This window comes from Acinetobacter sp. YH12094, from assembly GCF_013419295.1.
Lineage (GTDB): Bacteria > Pseudomonadota > Gammaproteobacteria > Pseudomonadales > Moraxellaceae > Acinetobacter > Acinetobacter amyesii.
Genome location: NZ_VPAK01000003.1, coordinates 415,944 through 435,003 on the forward strand (window position 1 = coordinate 415,944; position 19,060 = coordinate 435,003).

A 19,060-nucleotide genomic window follows, 5' to 3' on the forward strand; every position below is an offset into this window, starting at 1 on the left:
GACACGTTAAGTCGATTTAAGTACGTACTTTAATTTCATAGCCCGTGTATTTTCGAATATTAATCACACCGGTATCCAAAATCAGATACTGACCTTTAATCCCTTGTAATTTTCCTCGAATAATTGGTGTTTTGTCCAAATTATGTGATTTGATTTTTTCAGGATATTCATCTACCGGGTAGATAAATTGGCGTGGCAACTCATCTTCTAACAGTTCAACAGTTTCATTAAACTCTAAATTTTGGCTAAATTCTTCACGAATGGTCTGAATTTTAGGTGCAAATTCTTCCACCAATTGGTCGCGAATTTCGATCAGGTTGATGGGTTCTGCTTCACCTTTGAGCAATTTACGCCAATCAGTTTTATCGGCCACTTGCGTTCCAAACATGACTTCAAGCTGACCAGATAGACGACGTGAACCAACTTTCATAATAGGCAAAGCTTGCGTCGCACCTTGGTCCAGCCAACGTGTAGGCATTTGACCCAATCGGGTAATCCCAACTTTTAAGGCACTTGAATTGGCTAAATAGACAATATGCGGTTGAAAGCAAACTTCATGGGCAAAATCATCTTCACGGCAAGTCCCGAGATGATAATGACAGGTTTCAGGCTTCATAATGCACATATCACAAGAAGCCTTAGTCTTCATGCATTTGAAGCAATGACCTTGTGAATACGATTTAGGCGTTTTTGCGCCGCAAGAAATGCAGTAGATATTTCCAGTGGCTTCAATTTCAATTTCTTGGCCAAGGCTAAACGGTAGATCAACTTCTGAGCGATCTAGAATAAATTTATACTCAACATTTGCCTTGTGTGTATGTTGATCAGTTACACTAAGGTCTTTAAGACCTGCATGCATTTTATGGCAAATGCCTTGTAGTTCCATACGAATACTCACTTCATTATTAAGGATGCGGTCAATGGCTGAACAAAATGTCATCACTTCTATGCTAGACGATTTGTCAAAAGAGCAGTCCATTTCAACCGCAATCTGTATTGGTCAGGATCTTGAGCAATACAATCAATTTCATCCAATTCAATGGCAACATTTTAACGTAACTGAGTTTTTAAATCTGCCTTTTACCCAGCGTTTTGACCTTGGATTTGTGATTCTTGATACTGAAACGATGTTGAGTTTGGATCAGCAGCATAAAACTCAGATGTTGGTAAAATTGCGTGACCTATTTGCCAAACGCATCGTGGTGGTGAGTAAATTACACGATGAACAATTATTACGTGCTTTAGGCTTTACTCAGCTCATTGATAAAACCACGCATGAAAGTGATTTTGCTTTATGGCAGTTTAATATTTTGACTTATAAACATATTCCAGATTGGTTTAACTCTAAATTTTGGGCGAATCCTGAAAACTGGGATAAATTCCGTTGGTAACAAATACTTAGCCTGCGAGAAATTGCAAAAATTAACAAACAATTATGATAAATCTGTGTTTTCCCACGTATGCTGTAATTAAGTTTATCTAGGTTTCACTGGGAAAAATAAAATGACAAATTTAAATAATATTGTTGAGATTTTAGCAAAGCAGGCCCTTGGTGGTGCAAACAATCAAAATCAACAAGGTGGTTTGGGTGGTATTTTAGGTTCGGTGCTGGGTCAATTGGGCGCAAATGCAGGCACTCAAAATACCCAAACCAATGCTCAAAACCAAGCGGGTGGTTTGGGTGGAATTCTAGGCTCTGTGTTGGGCCAACTGGGTGGTGCAGCGCAGCCGCAGCAACGTAGTAGCGGTGGTAATGCATCAACCATTTTAGTAGCAGTGTTACCTCTGGTGCTGGCTTGGATTCAAAAACAAGGTGGCCTACAAGGTGCTTTGGATAAATTACGTGGACAAGGCTTGAGCAGTCAGGTTGATGATTGGGTATCTACAGGCCCTGGTGATAATGCTGCTGTGACTAATCAACAAGTACAAAATTTATTTGATGATGCCGAAGTGGAGCAAGTTGCACAAGAAACACAAACTCAGAAACAAGATGTATATAGCGCAATTTCAACGGTATTGCCGCAAATTATTGACTCATTGACGCCACAAGCTGGACAAACCAATCAGCAAGAAGCGAATGCTGATATTCAACAAGTGATGAATTTGGTCTCAGGTTTCCTGAAGCGTTAATCAAAATATCGATTTAGGTATTTGATTGAATACAAGCCAGTGAACACTGGCTTTTTTATGATTTGAAAAATGATAACAATGTGACGCTTAGATTGTCACTAGGATGGATTAAATAGACGGTTCGACACACTGATTTTTTTGCCAATATAGTGTGATTTTTTTTGACGAATCAAAATGATTTTCGACTGAAACTCTAACTCACCAAATTCTGGCTCAACTTGCACATAATGTAGTTGACCAAACTCATCACGCACCCGCGCTTGAGCTGAAAAGCCGGGACGGGCATTTCCACTTGAAATGGTGGCTAGACGACCCAGTAGGTTAACGGTTTGTTTTTTATATTTGGGTGGGATAACCTGATCCAAACAATGAATCATAAATACCGTAAAGAATATGGCAATAATCAACGCAGGTAAAATCAGATAATAAGCGGGAACGAATTGACCTTCTTTGGCATGGATGCAAAACTGAAGTACATAGCCTGCAAAGCTAAAATTCATCAGTAAAAAGAACAAAATCAGAGACTTGGAAAATTTGACATTCAATAATGCCAACTCTTGTATGCGCTGAGGGGCAATTCTTTTTAAAACTTGGCTAGGACTAATATTGATATAGTAGCCAATGGTTTCAACCATGCCCAATAACAGTACGGCCAATAAACTTAAATGAAAGGGTATTAAGTTATAGTCTGTTAAAAATGCGGACATGGTTGTATTCCAGTGTTTATTCTTCTGTGAGGTAGATTCCACCATCAGAATGCACGTTAATGTTCACTTTTTCAAGGGCTTGACCTTGGCATGGACCAGAAATACATTCCCCAGATTCGACCATAAACAGTGCGCCATGTGTTGAGCACTCAATAAATTCTTGGTCACGATCTAGAAATTGATTTTCTAGAAACTCAAGTTCTACGTGCAAGTGTGGGCAGTTATTTTGATAAGCGTAAAACATGCCATCACGTTGGGTGATAAAAATCGTTTCACCTTCAGGCGTTTCGAATGATCGTGCTTCACGTTCAGGCACATCATCAGTCATGCAAATTTTAAACATTAAGCACATTCCTTTTGAAATGATTGTAAAAGCTGAGCATAGTCTTCAACTGCTAGGCGTGGACCAAACTGAGCCACAACTTCACTTGAAATCAAGATGGCCAGTTCAGCAGCCGTTTGATAGTCATGACCTGCATTCAGTGCATATAGGAAAGCACCAGCAAATGCATCACCTGCACCATTGGTATCTACTGCGGTAACTTTACGACCTGGCACGGTAAATGTTGCTGCTTCATTATGGATTAAGGCTCCTTTGGCACTTAATGTAATGACAATGTGTTTGCTTAGTGATTGCAATTTAGCAAGTGCAGCATCTAAATGATCTGTTTCTGTGTACATCAGTGCTTCTTGTTCATTACAGAACAATAAGTCCACGCCATCATCGAGTAACTCATCTAGACCTTGACGTGCATATTGCACCATTGCTGGATCAGATAAGGTCAATGCAATTTGTACACCATTGGCTTTGGCGATTTGACGTGCTTGTTTTACCGCAAGACGCGCGCTATCTGATGTAGAAAGATAACCTTCGATATATAACCATTTGGCAGTATTTAAGCTGCCAAAATCAATTTGGCTATCAGTTAATTCAGCAGTAATACCGAGGTAAGTATGCATCGTACGTTCAGAATCAGGGCTGACCAATACCATACATGTGCCAGTTACACCTTCACTGATTGATTGAGTTGCAGTTTGGATGCCAGCGTCGTTTAAACCATTTAGGTAAATTTGACCTAAGTCATCATTGCCGACACGACAACCATAAAATGCAGTTCCGCCTAAAGCACTAAAAGCAACCGTAGTATTTGCTGCAGAACCACCAGAAGCTTGACCTTTATATTCTTGAGTCGCTTTTAGATTGTTATAAAGGGCTGCTTGAGTATCACCATCAGTCAGTTGCATCGTACCTTTTTGCAGATTGTGTTGAATTAGGAATTCGTCAGAGACTTTAAATTCTTGGTCAATAAGTGCATTACCAATTGCAAAAAGGTCAACAGTTGCCATGTTGTATGTTCACATCAAAAAAATGAAAGTGCTAAGTTTACACGAATGCTCAGGATTGCTGTAGTTTGTTGAAGAAAATTCAATTAAAGGACAAGTGTGTATAAAAATCGGGCAAATCCATTATATTTTTACATTTTTTTTGAATTAGTTGCCGTTTTAATCAGCTTTGCTATTGTGTAAATCGAAAAATTTTACTTTTATAGAGCTATAGGGTGTTCAGACTGAATCAAGATGATTTGGTCATCATAAAATAGATAACAGATTAAAAGTGTGAATATATGGAAATTACGATTCGTCCAGCAGAGCAACTTCCTGCTCAAATCGAAAATATTGCTGCTTTGGCGCAGCATGAAGGCTATACATTTATACACCGTTTAATTGAAGAATATCAAAGTGGTAAAAATCGTTTTGACCAAACGGGTGAGCAATTATTGCTTGCTTATGATGGCGATAAATTGATTGCTTGTGGCGGTTTAAATCAGCAATGGGGTGATACTGGTGTAGAAGAACGGATTGGACGAGTTCGCCGTTTCTATGTGCATCCGCAGTACCGTCAGCATGGCGTGGGTAAGCAGCTATTGGTGGAATTGGAAAAGGGTGCAAAAAAACACTTTTCTGCACTGTGCTTAAATACAGAACTTAAAAATGCTGCAAAATTCTATCAAAAACAGAATTATGTCTATGTTGAAAGCCATCCAAATTATAATTATTTCAAATATCTGGTTTAGTTTTCAATCCAAAAATAGACAGTAAACACTTTAAATGAAGCATCCGATATCGGGTGCTTTTTTCTTGTGATAATTCTAAAAAAGAGCGCCTTATTTTAAGCAAATTTTTAAGCAAAAATTCATTTTAGTTATCGAAGATATAAGCATCAAAATAACTGCATAGAGTGATGCATATGCAAGTGTCTGAGCTACAAGACTACGTTAAAAAAGTTCCTGAGATTACCGCACTGTTTTGGTTGACCAAAATTTTTGCGACCACCTTTGGGGAAACCAGTGGTGATGCATTGTCCATGTCCTTAAATTTGGGCTATCTACTCAGTACATTTATTTTCGCAGGCATATTTATCAGTTTGCTGTATTTTCAAATACAGTCCAAAGCCTATAAACCTTATTTATATTGGGCCACGATTATTGCCAGTACCACGGTCGGTACGACCTTAGCGGATTTTGTAGATCGTTCTTTAGGTATTGGCTACTTGGGTGGTAGTTTGCTGTTACTGAGTTTGGTGCTCATATCGCTTTTTAGTTGGTATCGAGTCGAAGGATCGATCAATCCAAGTGTAGTGAATTTGCCGCGAACACAGATCTTTTATTGGTTGACGATTACATTTTCTCAAACGCTAGGTACAGCTTTGGGGGACTGGACTTCCGATAGTGCAGGATTAGGCTATAGCGGTGGCATTTGGCTATTTGGTGGTCTAATTATCTTGATGGCATTGTTGTACTTTTTTAGTCAGGTCTCAACGACGATTTTATTTTGGGCTACTTTTGTTTTGACACGTCCATTGGGCGCAGTTGTCGGCGATTTTCTAGATAAGCCAATCAGTTCAGGTGGATTGGATTTAAGTTGCTTTATGGCTTCCTTTGTATTGTTATTGGCGATTGTGATTTGTGTCTATTGGTCAACACGAAATGATAGGCAATCCATAAAACCAGTCTAAATGTTTTAGTGCGAAAACAAGTGATTTTTAAAATTAAAGTTCAAGTTGATTAAAACAGTCGGAAATGTTGTTTCGGTGAATCTAGTTGTGATTTTTTAAGGTATACTTTGCCTAATTTAAATGAATAGATTAGGAGCACACATGACTGTAGATGTCACTGAAACCATTTCTCAAACTGTACATCCCGCGTTTCAGTTGATTCGTCAACATCATGTTGAAGCTTTAGACATTTTAGTGTCTGAATATAAACACAAAGTGACTGGCGCAGTGCATTATCACTTAGCCACAAACCATGACGAAAACGTATTTTTAGTTGCCTTCCGTACGCAGCCGATGGATTCAAAAGGTGAGGCGCATATTCTTGAGCATACGGCACTTTGTGGCTCAGAAAAGTTCCCTGTACGTGACCCATTCTTTTTAATGATTCGTCGTTCACTCAATACGTTTATGAATGCGTTTACCGCAGCGGATTGGACGGCTTATCCATTTGCAACGCAAAACAAAAAAGATTTCCAAAACTTGTTAGAAGTTTATATGGATGCTGCTTTTGCTGCGAATTTGAACCCGCTTGATTTTGCGCAAGAAGGGATTCGTATTGAGCTAGAAAATGGCGAAGCTGTATATAAAGGCGTGGTATTTAATGAAATGAAAGGTGCAATGAGTTCACCTTCAGATCAGTTGTATCACCAACTTGCCCATCATTTATTCCCAGAAACAACTTATCATTACAACTCAGGCGGTGATCCGAAAGACATTCCTGACTTAAGCTATGAAGAGTTGGTAAGTTTCTACAAATCACATTATCACCCAAGTAATGCGGTGTTCATGACCTTTGGTAATGAGCTTGCATATAATTTACAAGAACAGTTTGAAACGCTTGCCTTGTCAAAATTTGAAAAAGGTCAAACGCTATATTCAAAACCTGAGCGCCGCTTAACTGCGCCTGTAACTGTAACTGAAACGTATGCAGTTGATGCTGAAGACCTCAAAGACAAAACATATCATGTGCTTTCTTGGTTATTGCCTGAAGCAAGTAATATTAAATTACGTTTAGGTATGCGTTTGGTTGAAGGTGTATTGCTTGAAGATTCTGCTTCGCCATTACGTCATTACTTAGAAACCTGTGGTTATGCACAGTCTACTGGTCCATTCATGGGCGTAGATGACTCAAACTATGAAATGACGTTCTACTGTGCAATTCAAGGTTCAAACCCTGAGCATGCAGAACAATTTAAAAATGGCGTGTTTAAAGTATTAGAAGACGTTGCGGCTAAGCCTGTTGACCCGGCTTTAGTTGAGGCGATTTTGCATCAGATTGAATTGCATCAGCGTGAAATCAATGGTGATGGTACACCATATGGCCTAAGCTTAATTCTGAATGGTTTAAGCAGTGCGATTCACCATTCAGACCCTGTGGATGTCTGGGATGTGGATACGGCCATTGAACAAGTGAAGGAAGAGTTGAAAGACCCAATGTGGTTATCTAACTTAATCAAAACTTACTTGCTTGATAATCAACATCGTGTGCAATTAACTTTGGTTCCAGATGCTGAAAAAAATGCGTTGGAAGCGGCAGCAGAAAAAGCACGTTTAAAAGAAATTGATGCGAACTTAACTGAAGCGCAAAAAGCAGAGATTATTGCGCAGACTGAAGCACTGAACATTCGTCAAGATACCCCAGATGATTTGAACCTATTGCCTAAAGTAGGTTTAGAAGACGTTCCTGCACAATTACAGATTGTACAAGGTCAATTACGCGAAATTATCAGTAATGGCTTGGATACGCCGTTAAATCTTTACCACGCAGGCACCAATGGTCTTTATTACCAACAAGTTTTGATTCAGATTCCTGATGAAGTGGTGCAATCGCCGTATTTCAACCTCTTGTCGATTTTGATGGGTGAAGTTGGTGCAGGTGAATACGACTACTTAGAGCTACAACAGTTGCAAACAGCTGTGAGTGGCGGTTTAGGTATGGGTGCATCGCTGCGTTCAAAAGTGGACGATAAAGGTCAAATTAGTGCTTGGCTGACTCTAACCACCAAATCATTGGTGAATAATCTTGAAGCTATTCGCTTATTGAAATTGGCTTTTGAACAGCTACGTTTTGATGAGAAAAACCGTATCGTAGAGTTATTGCAACAACGTAAAGCACGTTGGCAGTCACGTGTATCTGGTTCTGGTCATAGTTATGCAATGCAAATTGCAGGTCGTCAACATAGTGCATTGGCGCTACGTGATTATCATAATACAGGCCTAGGCGCGCTGAACTGGCTGTCAGAACTTGTCAGCAAAATTGAGCAAGACGACACGGCTTATAATGCCTTGATTGATGAGCTTAAGTTAATTCACAACCGTTTGCTTAAAGCACCAAAACAATTCTTGGTGGTGTGTGAGGAGCATCATTCAGACCGATTGGTTGAAGAAGTTCAAACCATTTGGGATAAAGTGGCGATTGATGATAACCCACATGCTTTAACTCAAGTGAATTTTGCAGATAGCAACAATGACGAAGCTTGGCTCATTCAAGCCAATGTTCAGTTCTGCGCTTCAGCATATCCTGCGGTGGAAGTGTCACATCCAGATGCAGCACCTTTAATGATTTTGGCGGCTTATTTGCGTAATGGCTTCTTGCATAGCGCGATTCGTGAAAAAGGTGGTGCTTATGGTGGTGGTGCAAGCTATGACGGTAATGCATGTTCATTCCGTTTCTATAGCTACCGTGACCCACGTTTAGCTGAAACGTTTAAAGATTTTGACGCAAGTGTGCAGTGGCTACTGAATGCTGAACAACAACCGCATCAGCTTGAAGAAGCGATTTTGGGTCTAATTGCCAGCATGGATAAACCCGGGTCACCAGCGGGTGAAGCCATTACAGCTTGTTATGCTTTATTGCATAAACGCACGCCAGCTTTCCGTCAAATGTTACGTGAACGTCTGTTGAATGTGACTTTGGAAGATCTTAAACGTGTTGCTGTGGCGTATTTGGTTGAACAACAACCGACAAAAGCTGTGGTTGCACCGGTGGCTAAGCGAGATGCTTTGGTTGAGCTTGGTTTCGAAATAAAACAAGTGAATTAAAACAAAAAAGGGGTTTTTATGGCGTTCAAATCTCTTGAGCGTACGACATTGCAACTGAGCCTCATTGCGCTCAGTTCAATGTATGTCAGTACTGTAAATGCACAAAATGCGGATGTGGCTGCTAAGCCTGCAACCGCAGAAGCATGTGTGGCACTTGAGTCAAATGCAGAGCGATTATCGTGTTATGACGCTTTGTTTAAAGTGCAACCTGCTGAAAAAGAAATGTTGGTCTCTGAGCGTCAAGCCGCACAAGAAATTAAGCCTGAACCGACAGAGAAGCTGACTTTGAAAGAAAAAGTCAGTCATGCGTTTACGGACCGTTTATTTGCTGTAGAAGCACCGAACCTCAATCCAAATCTTTCATTATTGGATAGTCGTTGGGAACTGTCTCCAGAAAGTAAATTGGGAACATGGAATATTCGCGGCTATCAACCTGTGTATTTAATGCCGGGATACTGGACTTCAGATAAAAATGAACGTCCATCAAGCCCGAATGAAAACAACACGGTACAAGCCGATCAGGAACAAAACCTGAAATCGATGGAAGCCAAGTTCCAATTGTCATTAAAAACCAAAGCTGTTGAAAACTTATTTGGTGATAATGGCGATATCTGGTTGGGCTATACCCAGTCTTCTCGTTGGCAAGTCTACAACGAAGACGAATCACGACCATTCCGTGAAACCAACTATGAACCTGAAGCTAGTCTGGTTTTTCGTACCAACTATGAACTCTTAGGTTTGAATTGGCGTATGTTGGGTCTAACCTTTAACCATCAGTCTAATGGACGTTCTGATCCCTTATCGCGGAGTTGGAACCGTGTCATGTTAAATCTAGGATTTGAACGTGACAATTTTGCACTGATGTTACGTCCTTGGTATCGTTTCGAAGAAGATACCAAAGATGATAACAACCCTGACATTACCGATTATGTGGGACGTGGGGATTTAACAGCATTTTATCGTCATAAAGATCATGATTTTAGTTTGATGTTACGTCATTCACTGAAAGGTGGTGATGACTCACATGGTGCTGTGCAGTTTGATTGGACTTTCCCAATCAATGGTAAATTGCGCGGCACAGTTCAATTGTTTGATGGCTATGGTGAAAGCCTGATTGACTATAACCATCGGGCAACCTATGTCGGTGTCGGTGTGTCATTAATGAATTGGTTCTAAAGATGCGAATTTAAAAAAACCACGCTAAGGCGTGGTTTTTTATAACTGTGAGAAAATGTACAAATCAACCGATTTGGATCTCAGAAGGCGGGTGTTTTAAACGACTCTTCTTTGGTGTAGCAATCAGATAAGCGAGTGTCAAGGGTCCAAGACGGCCTGCGAACATCAATAACATTAGGGCGACTAAACTGGCAGGTTGTAAGTCGTTGGTGATGCCACGAGATAGACCAACGGTGCAAGCAGCGGATACCGCTTCAAAGAGTAAGTCTAAAAAGCGTTTGTCAGGCTCTAGTAGCAATAGACTGAAAAAACCAATGAATATCAACGTCACTGTAATGAAAATCACAGCTAATGCTTTAAAGGTGGTTTTTTTAGAAACAGAATGGTTAAACACACGCAGTTCGTCTTCACGTCTTAAAAAACTGACAACACTGAGCACAACAATAATAAACGTTCCAACTTTAATGCCACCGGCCGTACTGAGCGAGCCACCACCAATAAACATTAGTAACATCGTGACGAGTGATGATGCATCGCTCATGCTTTCCATGGGCAAGCTGTTAAAACCCGAAGAGCGCGGAACAGTTGCATGGAACCACGCGTTGAGGGCTTGGTCACCAAGTGGCATCGTGGCTAAGGTCGCAGCATTATTGGCTTCTAATAACCATATGGTGATGAAGGCGAAGACATTTAGTCCTGCAATGGTAGATAAAATCAACTTGCTATTGGTACTGAGTTTTTTCCAACTTTTATTGCGCTTAATGTCCATTAGTACCAAAAAGCCGATACCCCCAATAATGTAAAGCATACTGATGGTAAACGTAATAAAATAACGGTCAGCAAAGCTCATTAAACTATTGGGAAATAATGAAAATCCACCATTATTAAATGCAGAAACACTATAAAAGGCAGCATAAAACAGGGCCTGGTTAAAATTGTATTCTTGCATCCAAGCGATGGTCAAAATAACCGTTCCCACCATTTCAAAAAATAGCGAATACAGCAGTACGCCTTTGATGGTCATGGTCACTTTGGCAAGGCTGGTTTGTCCAATGGTTTCTTGAGCCATAATTTGTTGTTTTAGCCCAATTTTAGGGGACAAACTCATAGCGGCCAATATCGCAAAGGTCATAAAACCGAGACCACCGCATTGTAGTAACCCCATAATCACGACTTTACCAAACACCGTATAGGCTTCGCCGACATTCACAACCGAAAGCCCTGTAATGGTCACGGCAGAGGTCGCTGTAAAGAGGGCATTGATCCAACTTAAATCCCCATGATGTGAATAAGGGAGTTTTAACAGCAAGGTGCCAATGATAATGAGCCCAAGAAAACCCAATGCCAAAATACTGGGTGGGCTGAGATTAATGGTATTACGCTGTTTATTGTGCAGTTTCATGTTTTTCTACTGTCATCTTGCGCGCTTGTGTGCAAATAGAGCACGACGCTGATTACAAAGTTGCTTTAAAGTGTTTAGCCAGTCGACGTAAATGTTCGAGTAAACCTTCAACCACTAAAATATCGCCTGTTTGTAAAATCAGGTTCGGATCTAAACTATATTGAAGCTCGGTGCCACGTTTATGCAGAATCGTCTTCACTTCAGGGACATGATCCATTATTTGATTTAAACGCGTGCCTTGTTGTGACTCTTTAATTTCAACTTTCACCAAATAATGGTCATCTTCGAGCACCATGTAGCGGCTTACCATTGGATAACTTAGTGACTGAGCAACACGGACACCCATATCTTCTTCAGGATGGATGATTTTGCTGATGCCTAAATGGGTTAAAATCATGTGATGCGCTTTGGACTTGGCTTTGGCCCAAATTTTGTTGATCCCCATGTTTTTAAGATGGAGCACACATAAGATGCTGGCTTCAATATCTTCACCAATTGCGACTACGACTGCTTCACAATTTTGAATATTGAGTTCTTGTAAAACGTGCTCATCTGTTGCATCAGCAATCACTGCATGGGTCAGCTGGTCCGAAATACTTTCAACAAACTTTTTGTTGCTATCGATTCCAATGACATCGTGTTTTAAACCCATGAGTTCAGTGGCAACAGTTGCGCCAAAACTTCCTAAGCCAATCACAGCGAATTGAGCCATGCCGTATTCCTAAATTATTCTAAAGTTATTGAATATGTTGATGTTAGCTTGTTCAGCCTAGAGCGGCTATGAAAATTTACATAATCCATCTAAACCGAAAAGCTCTAATTTTTAATTTCTTCAGTGTTTTGATAGGCATAAAGTTCAGCAATATTGGGACAATTATCCATAACTTGTTGGTATTTAAAAATTTCATAGCCTAGTTTATTTTTTAGAATATATTGAAATTGATGTTGATCTTCTTTAATGACATTTAGAGTGGCTTTACGAACAAGCTCGGAATTATTCTTTAAACGGTTTAAGCCATCGCATGAAAATTCACGGATGATGGCTTGAACAGGTTCTGGAGCGGTTTGATCATTTAGCTCATCAAAGCGAATATATACAATATAATTTGGATATTGATTCAGCATTTCAGCCTGCGCAGTATATCCGTAAATATTTTCTAGATTTTGCGTACGGGACTGATTTTGAATTTGTTTCATACTTTGACGAATCTTATCTTCCTCTTGCTTAAGTTGATAAGCCGGATATGCATAAAAATATCCACCTAAACCCACAATAGCGATTATAAATAAGGCATAAAAATTCAATTTTAAATATCCATTTTGTTTTATTTTCAATGGATTATAGTGTGTGATGAATTTAACAACAATGACAGCGTTGATGAATTAAATTGATGAATATATTTATTTTGATGTAGAAAAGAATTGATGCAAATAAAAAAGCTGGAATCTAGATTCCAGCTCTTTTATAGGAGTCTCATTTATTTCAAGAAACGTTGATAACCGAGGTTATTTGTAATCTCAACATATGGATAGGTAATATTTTCCAATGTTTCAATCAAGCCATCTGGGTTTTGTTTCGCATCCGTTGCTTCCATACCCACCAATACACGACCTTCAGCAGCACCGTGGTTACGGTAGTGGAATAGGGTGATGTTATGTGTAGGTCCAAGACGTTCTAAGAAAGTCAGCAATGCGCCTGGACGTTCTGGGAATTCCACGCGGAATAGGCGTTCATTTTCAATGTCTGCATGTCCGCCAATTAAATAACGGATATGAAGCTTAGCGACTTCATCATCAGAAAGATCATCTACATCGTATTGGAATTTTAAAGTTTCAAAAATTTCCTGACGTTCTTTTTCGCCATTTTTGAGACTGATTCCCACAAAGACTTGAGCAGCAGAAGAATTACTAGCACGGTAGTTAAATTCAGTGATGTTACGGCCTTGTAGTGCGCGGCAGAATTGGAGGAATGAACCTTTTTCTTCTGGAATGGTCACAGCAAAGATCGCTTCTTTGCGTTCACCCAGTTCAGTACGTTCCGCAATGTAGCGCAGACGGTCAAAGTTCATATTAGCACCGCATACAATCGACACCATATTTTTATTTTCTAGACCATGCTTAGCTACATACTTCTTAATACCTGCAAGCGCCATTGCACCTGACGGTTCTACAATGCTGCGGCATTCATCAAAGGTATCTTTAATCGCTGCACAGATTTCATCTGTATTTACCAGTACAACTTCACGCTCAACAATTGGGCCTGAGTTATCTGATTTTTGTAGCTGAATCACTTCAAATGGTTTTTCACCAATTTGTGCAACTGCTGTACCGTCGGCAAATAAACCTACAGATGGCAGAATGACACGTTCATTGGCTTCAAAGGCTGCTTTTAAACATGCTGATTCGTCATATTCAACAGGAATGACTTTAACATGCGGTGCCACATCACCAAGATAAGCAGCTACACCGGCAATGAGACCGCCACCGCCCACAGCAACAAATACATAGTCTACATCACGCCATTGACGCAAAATTTCGTTGGCAATGGTTCCTTGACCGGCCATAACGAGTTCGTCGTCATAAGGGGGAATAAAGGTCATACCTTCATCTTTTGCACATTGGATTGCGTATTTATTGGCTACGTCAAAAGAATCGCCATGCAGAACCACTTCACCGCCTAAGCGTTTAACCGCTTGTACTTTAATGTCTGGTGTGGTTTTAGGCATAACGATAATGGCGCGAATACCCAACTTTTTACCAGATAACGCCACGCCTTGAGCATGGTTACCTGCAGAAGCAGTAATAACGCCACGTTCCAACTGAGATTTCGGTAATTGACTAATACGGTTGTAGGCACCGCGTAGCTTGAAAGAAAAGACAGGTTGTAAATCTTCGCGCTTAAAGCGAATGTTATTGTTTAGTTTTTCACTAATTCGTGGCGCTGCTTCGAGTGGGGTTTCGATTGCAACGTCATAGACCGTTGCCTGTAATATTTGTCGAACCAAACGAGACAGCATGTTAATTTTCCATCTAACAGTTTAAAATAGGCGTTCATTGTAACAAACACCCGTACATTTGGGCTGTAAAATCAGCAACAAATGTCAAAAAATAGTTGAGCCAAGTTATGAGTCTGTATGCAACCCAAGATGAAAAGAAACAAGCTGCCGCAAAAGCTGCGTTAAAGCATTTGCCAAAGGGCGGTATTTTGGGTGTTGGTACAGGAAGTACTGTGAACTTCCTCATTGAATTATTGCCAGAACTTCAATTGGAAGCGGCTGTTGCGAGTTCTGAAGCAACTGCACAACGTTTGAAAAAATTAGGCATTGAAGTGGTTGATATGAACCATGTTGGTGGTTTAGATGCCTATGTGGATGGCGCGGATGAAATTGACCGTCATATGCACATGATTAAAGGCGGCGGTGCTGCGTTGACTCGTGAAAAAATCGTTGCTTCAATTGCAAAAAAATTCGTTTGTATTGTTGATGATTCTAAATGGGTTGATCAGTTGGCACGTGAATTTCCGCTTCCTGTAGAAGTGATTCCAATGGCACGTTCTGCTGTGGCACGTAAAATCGTTTCTTTGGGCGGTGACCCTGTATACCGTGAAGGCGTAGTAACAGATAACGGTAATGTAATTTTAGACGTACACAACTTAAATATCCTAAATGCATTGGAACTTGAAAAGACTTTGAATGACATACCAGGTGTAGTGTGTAACGGTATCTTTGCATTAAACAAAGCGGATATTGCTGTTGTTGCGACCGATAACGGTATTGAAGAGCGTACTGCGGTTTAATCTGTTCTATTAGAATCCCCCCTAAAGTTCCCCTTTGATTAAAGGGGGACTTTTCACCTGAATTTATTTAGGTGATTTTCCCTCCTTTGTAAAAGGAGGGTTAGGGAGGATTTAAAATTAATAAAAAATATGATCCCAAACCTTCCTGAAATTCAAATCACCCGAAAATTACGTGCCACACGCTTAAGGCTGCGTGTAGAACCAACTCAAATTAAATTAACGGTTCCCCAGTTTTGTACACAGCGCCAAGTTCAAGATTTTCTTAAACAATCGGAACAATGGATGATTGAGACATGGCAGAAGCAGCAGGAAAAAACAGGGCAGATTGATAAAACGCTACCAGTAGAATTAAAACTATTCAATTTAGAGCAGCCTCTAAGCATTGTTTATAAAGTACAAAAAAACTCATTCATCTTAGATGAAGAAAAGCATCAGCTTTTCATCAGTGTTCGGCAGCCTGAGCAATATTTAAAAAGCTTTGTGATTGCTTATGCCAAAGAGTATTTACCAATTTATTTAAAGCAAGTGAGCAGTGAAACAGGCTTGAAATATGGTGATTGCTCAATTCGTCAGCCCAAAACTCGCTGGGGCAGCTGTTCTGCAAAGCATGACATTATGTTGAATAGTGGGCTGGTACTTTTTCCGTTGGAAATCACGCGTTATGTGGCTGTACATGAGTTAGCGCATACTAAGCACTTTGATCATAGTCTAAATTTTTGGGCTGAAGTGCAAAAGCATGATATAAATTTTCAGCAGCATCGAAAAATACTAAAAATGACGGCAATGCCTTGGTGGTGGGTGCTCTGAATTAAAGGCTCTAAGTTGTAAACACTAAAGCATTTCTTAATATATTATTTCAATTAAATCAAATCCTTCTTGGTATTTAGGTGGTTCTAATGCGTAATAAACATTGGTTAATGCCGTCAGATCGACTATTTCATCTGAAGGTCGTTGAGCGTTTCTTTTTATGCATACTTCGAGCGGGATTTGAAACCATACAGCAACGCATTTTTTACCCAATTGTTTAGCTTGCTCAATAATCGGCAGACGTTCAGATTGCTTTACTAAAATAGCATCAAAAATAATATTTTCAGGTTCGCAGGATATTTGGTTTTTGGCCCAAGTTGATTTCCCAGCCCCTTGGCATCCGATCAATATATAAATGACTTTAACCTTTGGGTTAGTTTTTAATTCATGCTTAAAATCGTCAAAACAGCATTGCCATGCTTGAATATTTCTTTCTTTAGTGAAGACACGACCTTGAGCTGTGGATAGGTAATGATCAGGATTTATATGCATGATCTGACTTAATAGGATTCAGAAGATAAGCTAACATTATAAAGTGAAGCTTTATATGTCAAAACAGTTCAGAAAACCGTAACTTCCTGTCATACTACGCAGTCATCAAATGGATACTTTGAATAGAGGTAAAGAGCGTGATTTCAGTAGGTATTGTCGGCGGTACAGGTTACACAGGTGTTGAATTACTGCGTATTTTACTGCGACACCCAAATGCAGAAGTGAAAGTTTTAACTTCGCGTACTGAAAATGGCCGCCGTGTGGATGATATGTTCCCAAGCTTGCGTGGACATACAGACCTTTGCTATTCAGATCTAAATATTGAAGAACTAAAACAATGTGACGTTGTATTCTTTGCGACGCCGCACGGTGTTGCAATGAAACACGCAGAAGAGTTAGTTGCTGCAAATACTAAAGTGATTGACCTTGCTGCTGACTTCCGCTTGCAAGACTTAGCTCAATTTGAGAAATGGTATGGTTTAGACCATGCCTGTCCAGAGCTATTAAAAGATTCAGTTTATGGTTTGTCTGAATTAAACCGTGAAAAAATTCAAAAGGCTTCAGTGATTGGTAACCCAGGTTGTTACCCAACAACTGTTCAGCTCGGTTTAGCGCCAGTATTAAAAGCCGAAGGATTAGTGAAACCAGAAAGCATTATTATTGATGCAAAATCAGGTGTGTCTGGTGCAGGTCGTAAAGCCAGCCTAGGTATGATCTATTCTGAAAATGCAGATAACTTTAAAGCATATGGTGTAGCGGGTCACCGTCATCATCCCGAAATAGTAGAAGCCTTAGAAAATATTTCAGGTCAAAAAGGTGTGTTTAACGAAATTTTATTCGTACCGCATTTAGTACCGATGATTCGTGGCATGCTCAGCACTATCTATATTGATTTGACAGACGCAGGTGCTTCTGCGGATTTACAAAGCATATATGAACAGTTCTATGCCAATGAGCAGTTTGTAGATGTTATGCCTGCAGGAAGCTCACCTGAAACACGTACTGTGCGTGGTGCGAACCAATTACGTATTGCGATTTGTAAACCTCAGCCGAAAAAATTAGTGATTTTGGTGGCTCAAGACAACTTGGTGAAAGGTGCAGCAGGTCAAGCCGTACAAAATATGAACTTGATGTTTAGTTTTGCTGAAAATGCAGGACTTCAAGGCATTGGTTTATTACCATAAGAAACGATTTAAAACTTCACACACATTTAAAACTGGATTTAAATGTGTGCCTTGAGTGAACTAAAAATAAGAGATGACGATGTCGAATACAGAATCTAATTTCAAGTCAGAACCTGAAAACAGTGAAAAAACGCCTTTTATGAAGACGAATATGCCACTGGCGATTGGTGCAGTTGTACTTGCATTGAGCAGCGGTTTGCTCGGATATAGTATTGGTCATCGTCAGGGCTTAACTGTGGTCGGTTATGATGCAGATGCAGAGCAACTTGTTGATGTGGTGCAAAAGCAAAAAACTGAATTAGCAGGCCTGAATAAAAGTTTGAATGCGGCAATTCAAGAGCGTGATGTTGCTGTAAGTAATTCAAATGATTTATATTTGGCTGTTAAAAAAGCACGTGATGATCAAGAGTTAACCGGTAATTTGGGTGTTTTGTATCGTGAAGTATTGCGCCAACGTGGTGGTATGCCGCTTGCAGTACAACATTTAGCGATTAAACCGTTACCTGAAAATGCGTATGAATACCAACTTGATCTCGTTCAAGTAAGTCCGTCAAAAAGTAATGTATCTGGAAGTGTTGAGCTGCGTCTAATTAAGGGTACAGAAGTACTTGCAGTGCCTTTAGAAGACAAAAACTTTAACTTTAGTGAAAGTGAGCGACTCACTGGACGTTGGACCATGCCAAAAGGCTTTAGTCCAGACTTTATTGAAGTGCGTTTAACCGGTTCTAAACCCGTTATTCGCCGTTTTAGCTGGTCGAAAGGTCAGCCTGTTGAAAATCAATCTGCCTTCCTTTCAGAAATTCCTCAAACTGAAGCAAGTGCAAACTAAGTGTGAAACCTAAATCCTATGCGAACCAATAAGCGTCAAACGTGTTTATCTGACATTAAAAATTCATTTTACCAATCTGGTTTAGTGGACTGGCATCTAAACCCGACTCTCAGCCAAGGTACGCAGGATGATGGTGATTCAGACATTCAAGTATTGACTGCGCCACCTGAGTTAAAGCGTCCTCCTATGTATGCTGTCGTTTTAATGAACGATGATTACACCCCAATGGACTTTGTAATTGAAATTTTACAACAATACTTTGCTTTGAATCTTGACCAAGCCACTCAAGTAATGCTAACTGTACATTATGAAGGAAAGGGTGTTGCAGGGGTTTATCCGCGAGACATCGCAGAGACTAAAGCAAATCAGGTCAATAATTACGCTCGGTCGCAAAGTCATCCATTACTTTGTCAGATTGAGCCAAAAGATTAATAAGGGGA

20 protein-coding genes are annotated in these 19,060 nt (G+C 40.0%); 11 read left to right on the forward strand and 9 right to left on the reverse strand.

What is annotated here, in order from left to right:
* Nucleotides 1-16: 16 nt before the first annotated feature.
* Nucleotides 17-886, reverse strand: a complete 870-nt coding sequence (locus tag FTU34_RS04380; RefSeq protein ID WP_078189198.1) for a DUF2797 domain-containing protein — start codon at nt 884-886, stop codon at nt 17-19.
* A gap of 34 nt (nt 887-920) precedes the next feature.
* Here FTU34_RS04380 and FTU34_RS04385 point away from each other — a divergent pair, with 34 nt between their 5' ends.
* On the forward strand, nt 921-1,391 hold the full coding sequence (locus tag FTU34_RS04385; protein ID WP_180034820.1) for a DUF6231 family protein: 471 nt from the start codon (nt 921-923) through the stop codon (nt 1,389-1,391).
* Between the two features lie 112 nt (nt 1,392-1,503).
* Entirely contained in the window at nt 1,504-2,130 is a 627-nt protein-coding gene (locus FTU34_RS04390) for a YidB family protein (protein ID WP_180034821.1), read from the forward strand.
* A 98-nt stretch (nt 2,131-2,228) separates the two neighbouring features.
* Here the strand turns inward: FTU34_RS04390 and FTU34_RS04395 are convergent, their stop codons facing one another.
* From FTU34_RS04395 to FTU34_RS04405, 3 genes are read right to left on the reverse strand one after another with little or no spacing between them, the layout of a single operon-like run.
* Complete coding sequence (locus FTU34_RS04395; protein WP_180034822.1) at nt 2,229-2,837, reverse strand: OB-fold-containig protein; 609 nt, start codon at nt 2,835-2,837, stop codon at nt 2,229-2,231.
* Nucleotides 2,838-2,853: 16 nt separating this feature from the next.
* Nucleotides 2,854-3,180: a Rieske (2Fe-2S) protein gene (locus tag FTU34_RS04400; protein WP_078188656.1), complete on the reverse strand. Its 327-nt coding sequence runs from the start codon at nt 3,178-3,180 to the stop codon at nt 2,854-2,856.
* Nucleotides 3,180-4,184 carry an adenosine kinase gene (locus FTU34_RS04405; protein ID WP_078188655.1) on the reverse strand — a complete coding sequence of 335 codons (1,005 nt, stop codon included), beginning with the start codon at nt 4,182-4,184 and terminating at the stop codon, nt 3,180-3,182. The genes FTU34_RS04400 and FTU34_RS04405 overlap by 1 nt, the downstream gene beginning before the upstream one ends.
* A gap of 278 nt (nt 4,185-4,462) precedes the next feature.
* Between FTU34_RS04405 and FTU34_RS04410 the strand changes: the two genes are divergently transcribed.
* The 4 genes from FTU34_RS04410 (at nt 4,463) to FTU34_RS04425 (ending at nt 10,110) form a co-directional block, all read left to right on the forward strand.
* Complete coding sequence (locus FTU34_RS04410) at nt 4,463-4,912, forward strand: GNAT family N-acetyltransferase (protein ID WP_078188654.1); 450 nt, start codon at nt 4,463-4,465, stop codon at nt 4,910-4,912.
* 167 nt (nt 4,913-5,079) lie between these two features.
* Nucleotides 5,080-5,853: a hypothetical protein gene (locus FTU34_RS04415; protein WP_373686469.1), complete on the forward strand. Its 774-nt coding sequence runs from the start codon at nt 5,080-5,082 to the stop codon at nt 5,851-5,853.
* Between the two features lie 141 nt (nt 5,854-5,994).
* Nucleotides 5,995-8,934, forward strand: a complete 2,940-nt coding sequence (locus FTU34_RS04420; protein ID WP_180034823.1) for an insulinase family protein — start codon at nt 5,995-5,997, stop codon at nt 8,932-8,934.
* An 18-nt stretch (nt 8,935-8,952) separates the two neighbouring features.
* The gene (locus FTU34_RS04425) at nt 8,953-10,110 is read left to right on the forward strand and encodes a phospholipase A (protein ID WP_180034824.1); all 1,158 of its coding nucleotides are present in this window, start codon (nt 8,953-8,955) and stop codon (nt 10,108-10,110) included.
* A 64-nt stretch (nt 10,111-10,174) separates the two neighbouring features.
* Here FTU34_RS04425 and FTU34_RS04430 read toward each other — a convergent pair whose 3' ends face one another.
* From FTU34_RS04430 to ilvA, 4 genes are all read right to left on the reverse strand, one after another.
* Complete coding sequence (locus tag FTU34_RS04430; protein ID WP_180034825.1) at nt 10,175-11,512, reverse strand: TrkH family potassium uptake protein; 1,338 nt, start codon at nt 11,510-11,512, stop codon at nt 10,175-10,177.
* Between the two features lie 52 nt (nt 11,513-11,564).
* The gene (locus FTU34_RS04435; protein WP_078188649.1) at nt 11,565-12,224 is read right to left on the reverse strand and encodes a TrkA family potassium uptake protein; all 660 of its coding nucleotides are present in this window, start codon (nt 12,222-12,224) and stop codon (nt 11,565-11,567) included.
* A 104-nt stretch (nt 12,225-12,328) separates the two neighbouring features.
* The gene (locus FTU34_RS04440; RefSeq protein ID WP_180034826.1) at nt 12,329-12,847 is read right to left on the reverse strand and encodes a hypothetical protein; all 519 of its coding nucleotides are present in this window, start codon (nt 12,845-12,847) and stop codon (nt 12,329-12,331) included.
* 143 nt (nt 12,848-12,990) lie between these two features.
* A complete protein-coding gene (gene ilvA, locus FTU34_RS04445) occupies nt 12,991-14,529 on the reverse strand; it encodes a threonine ammonia-lyase, biosynthetic (RefSeq protein WP_180034827.1) in 1,539 nt (512 codons plus the stop codon).
* 107 nt (nt 14,530-14,636) lie between these two features.
* On the opposite strand from ilvA, the gene rpiA reads away from it, so the two are divergent.
* Nucleotides 14,637-15,308 carry a ribose-5-phosphate isomerase RpiA gene (gene rpiA, locus FTU34_RS04450; RefSeq protein WP_078188646.1) on the forward strand — a complete coding sequence of 224 codons (672 nt, stop codon included), beginning with the start codon at nt 14,637-14,639 and terminating at the stop codon, nt 15,306-15,308.
* 129 nt (nt 15,309-15,437) lie between these two features.
* Nucleotides 15,438-16,115: a SprT family zinc-dependent metalloprotease gene (locus FTU34_RS04455; protein WP_180034828.1), complete on the forward strand. Its 678-nt coding sequence runs from the start codon at nt 15,438-15,440 to the stop codon at nt 16,113-16,115.
* 36 nt (nt 16,116-16,151) lie between these two features.
* Here the strand turns inward: FTU34_RS04455 and FTU34_RS04460 are convergent, their stop codons facing one another.
* Nucleotides 16,152-16,607, reverse strand: a complete 456-nt coding sequence (locus FTU34_RS04460) for an AAA family ATPase (protein WP_180034829.1) — start codon at nt 16,605-16,607, stop codon at nt 16,152-16,154.
* A gap of 137 nt (nt 16,608-16,744) precedes the next feature.
* On the opposite strand from FTU34_RS04460, the gene argC reads away from it, so the two are divergent.
* The 3 genes from argC (at nt 16,745) to clpS (ending at nt 19,052) form a co-directional block, all read left to right on the forward strand.
* On the forward strand, nt 16,745-17,791 hold the full coding sequence (argC, locus tag FTU34_RS04465) for an N-acetyl-gamma-glutamyl-phosphate reductase (RefSeq protein ID WP_180034830.1): 1,047 nt from the start codon (nt 16,745-16,747) through the stop codon (nt 17,789-17,791).
* A 79-nt stretch (nt 17,792-17,870) separates the two neighbouring features.
* Entirely contained in the window at nt 17,871-18,620 is a 750-nt protein-coding gene (locus FTU34_RS04470; protein ID WP_078188642.1) for a hypothetical protein, read from the forward strand.
* Nucleotides 18,621-18,638: 18 nt separating this feature from the next.
* Nucleotides 18,639-19,052, forward strand: coding sequence for an ATP-dependent Clp protease adapter ClpS (clpS, locus tag FTU34_RS04475; RefSeq protein WP_078188641.1), 414 nt, complete (start codon nt 18,639-18,641; stop codon nt 19,050-19,052).
* Nucleotides 19,053-19,060 lie beyond the last annotated feature (8 nt).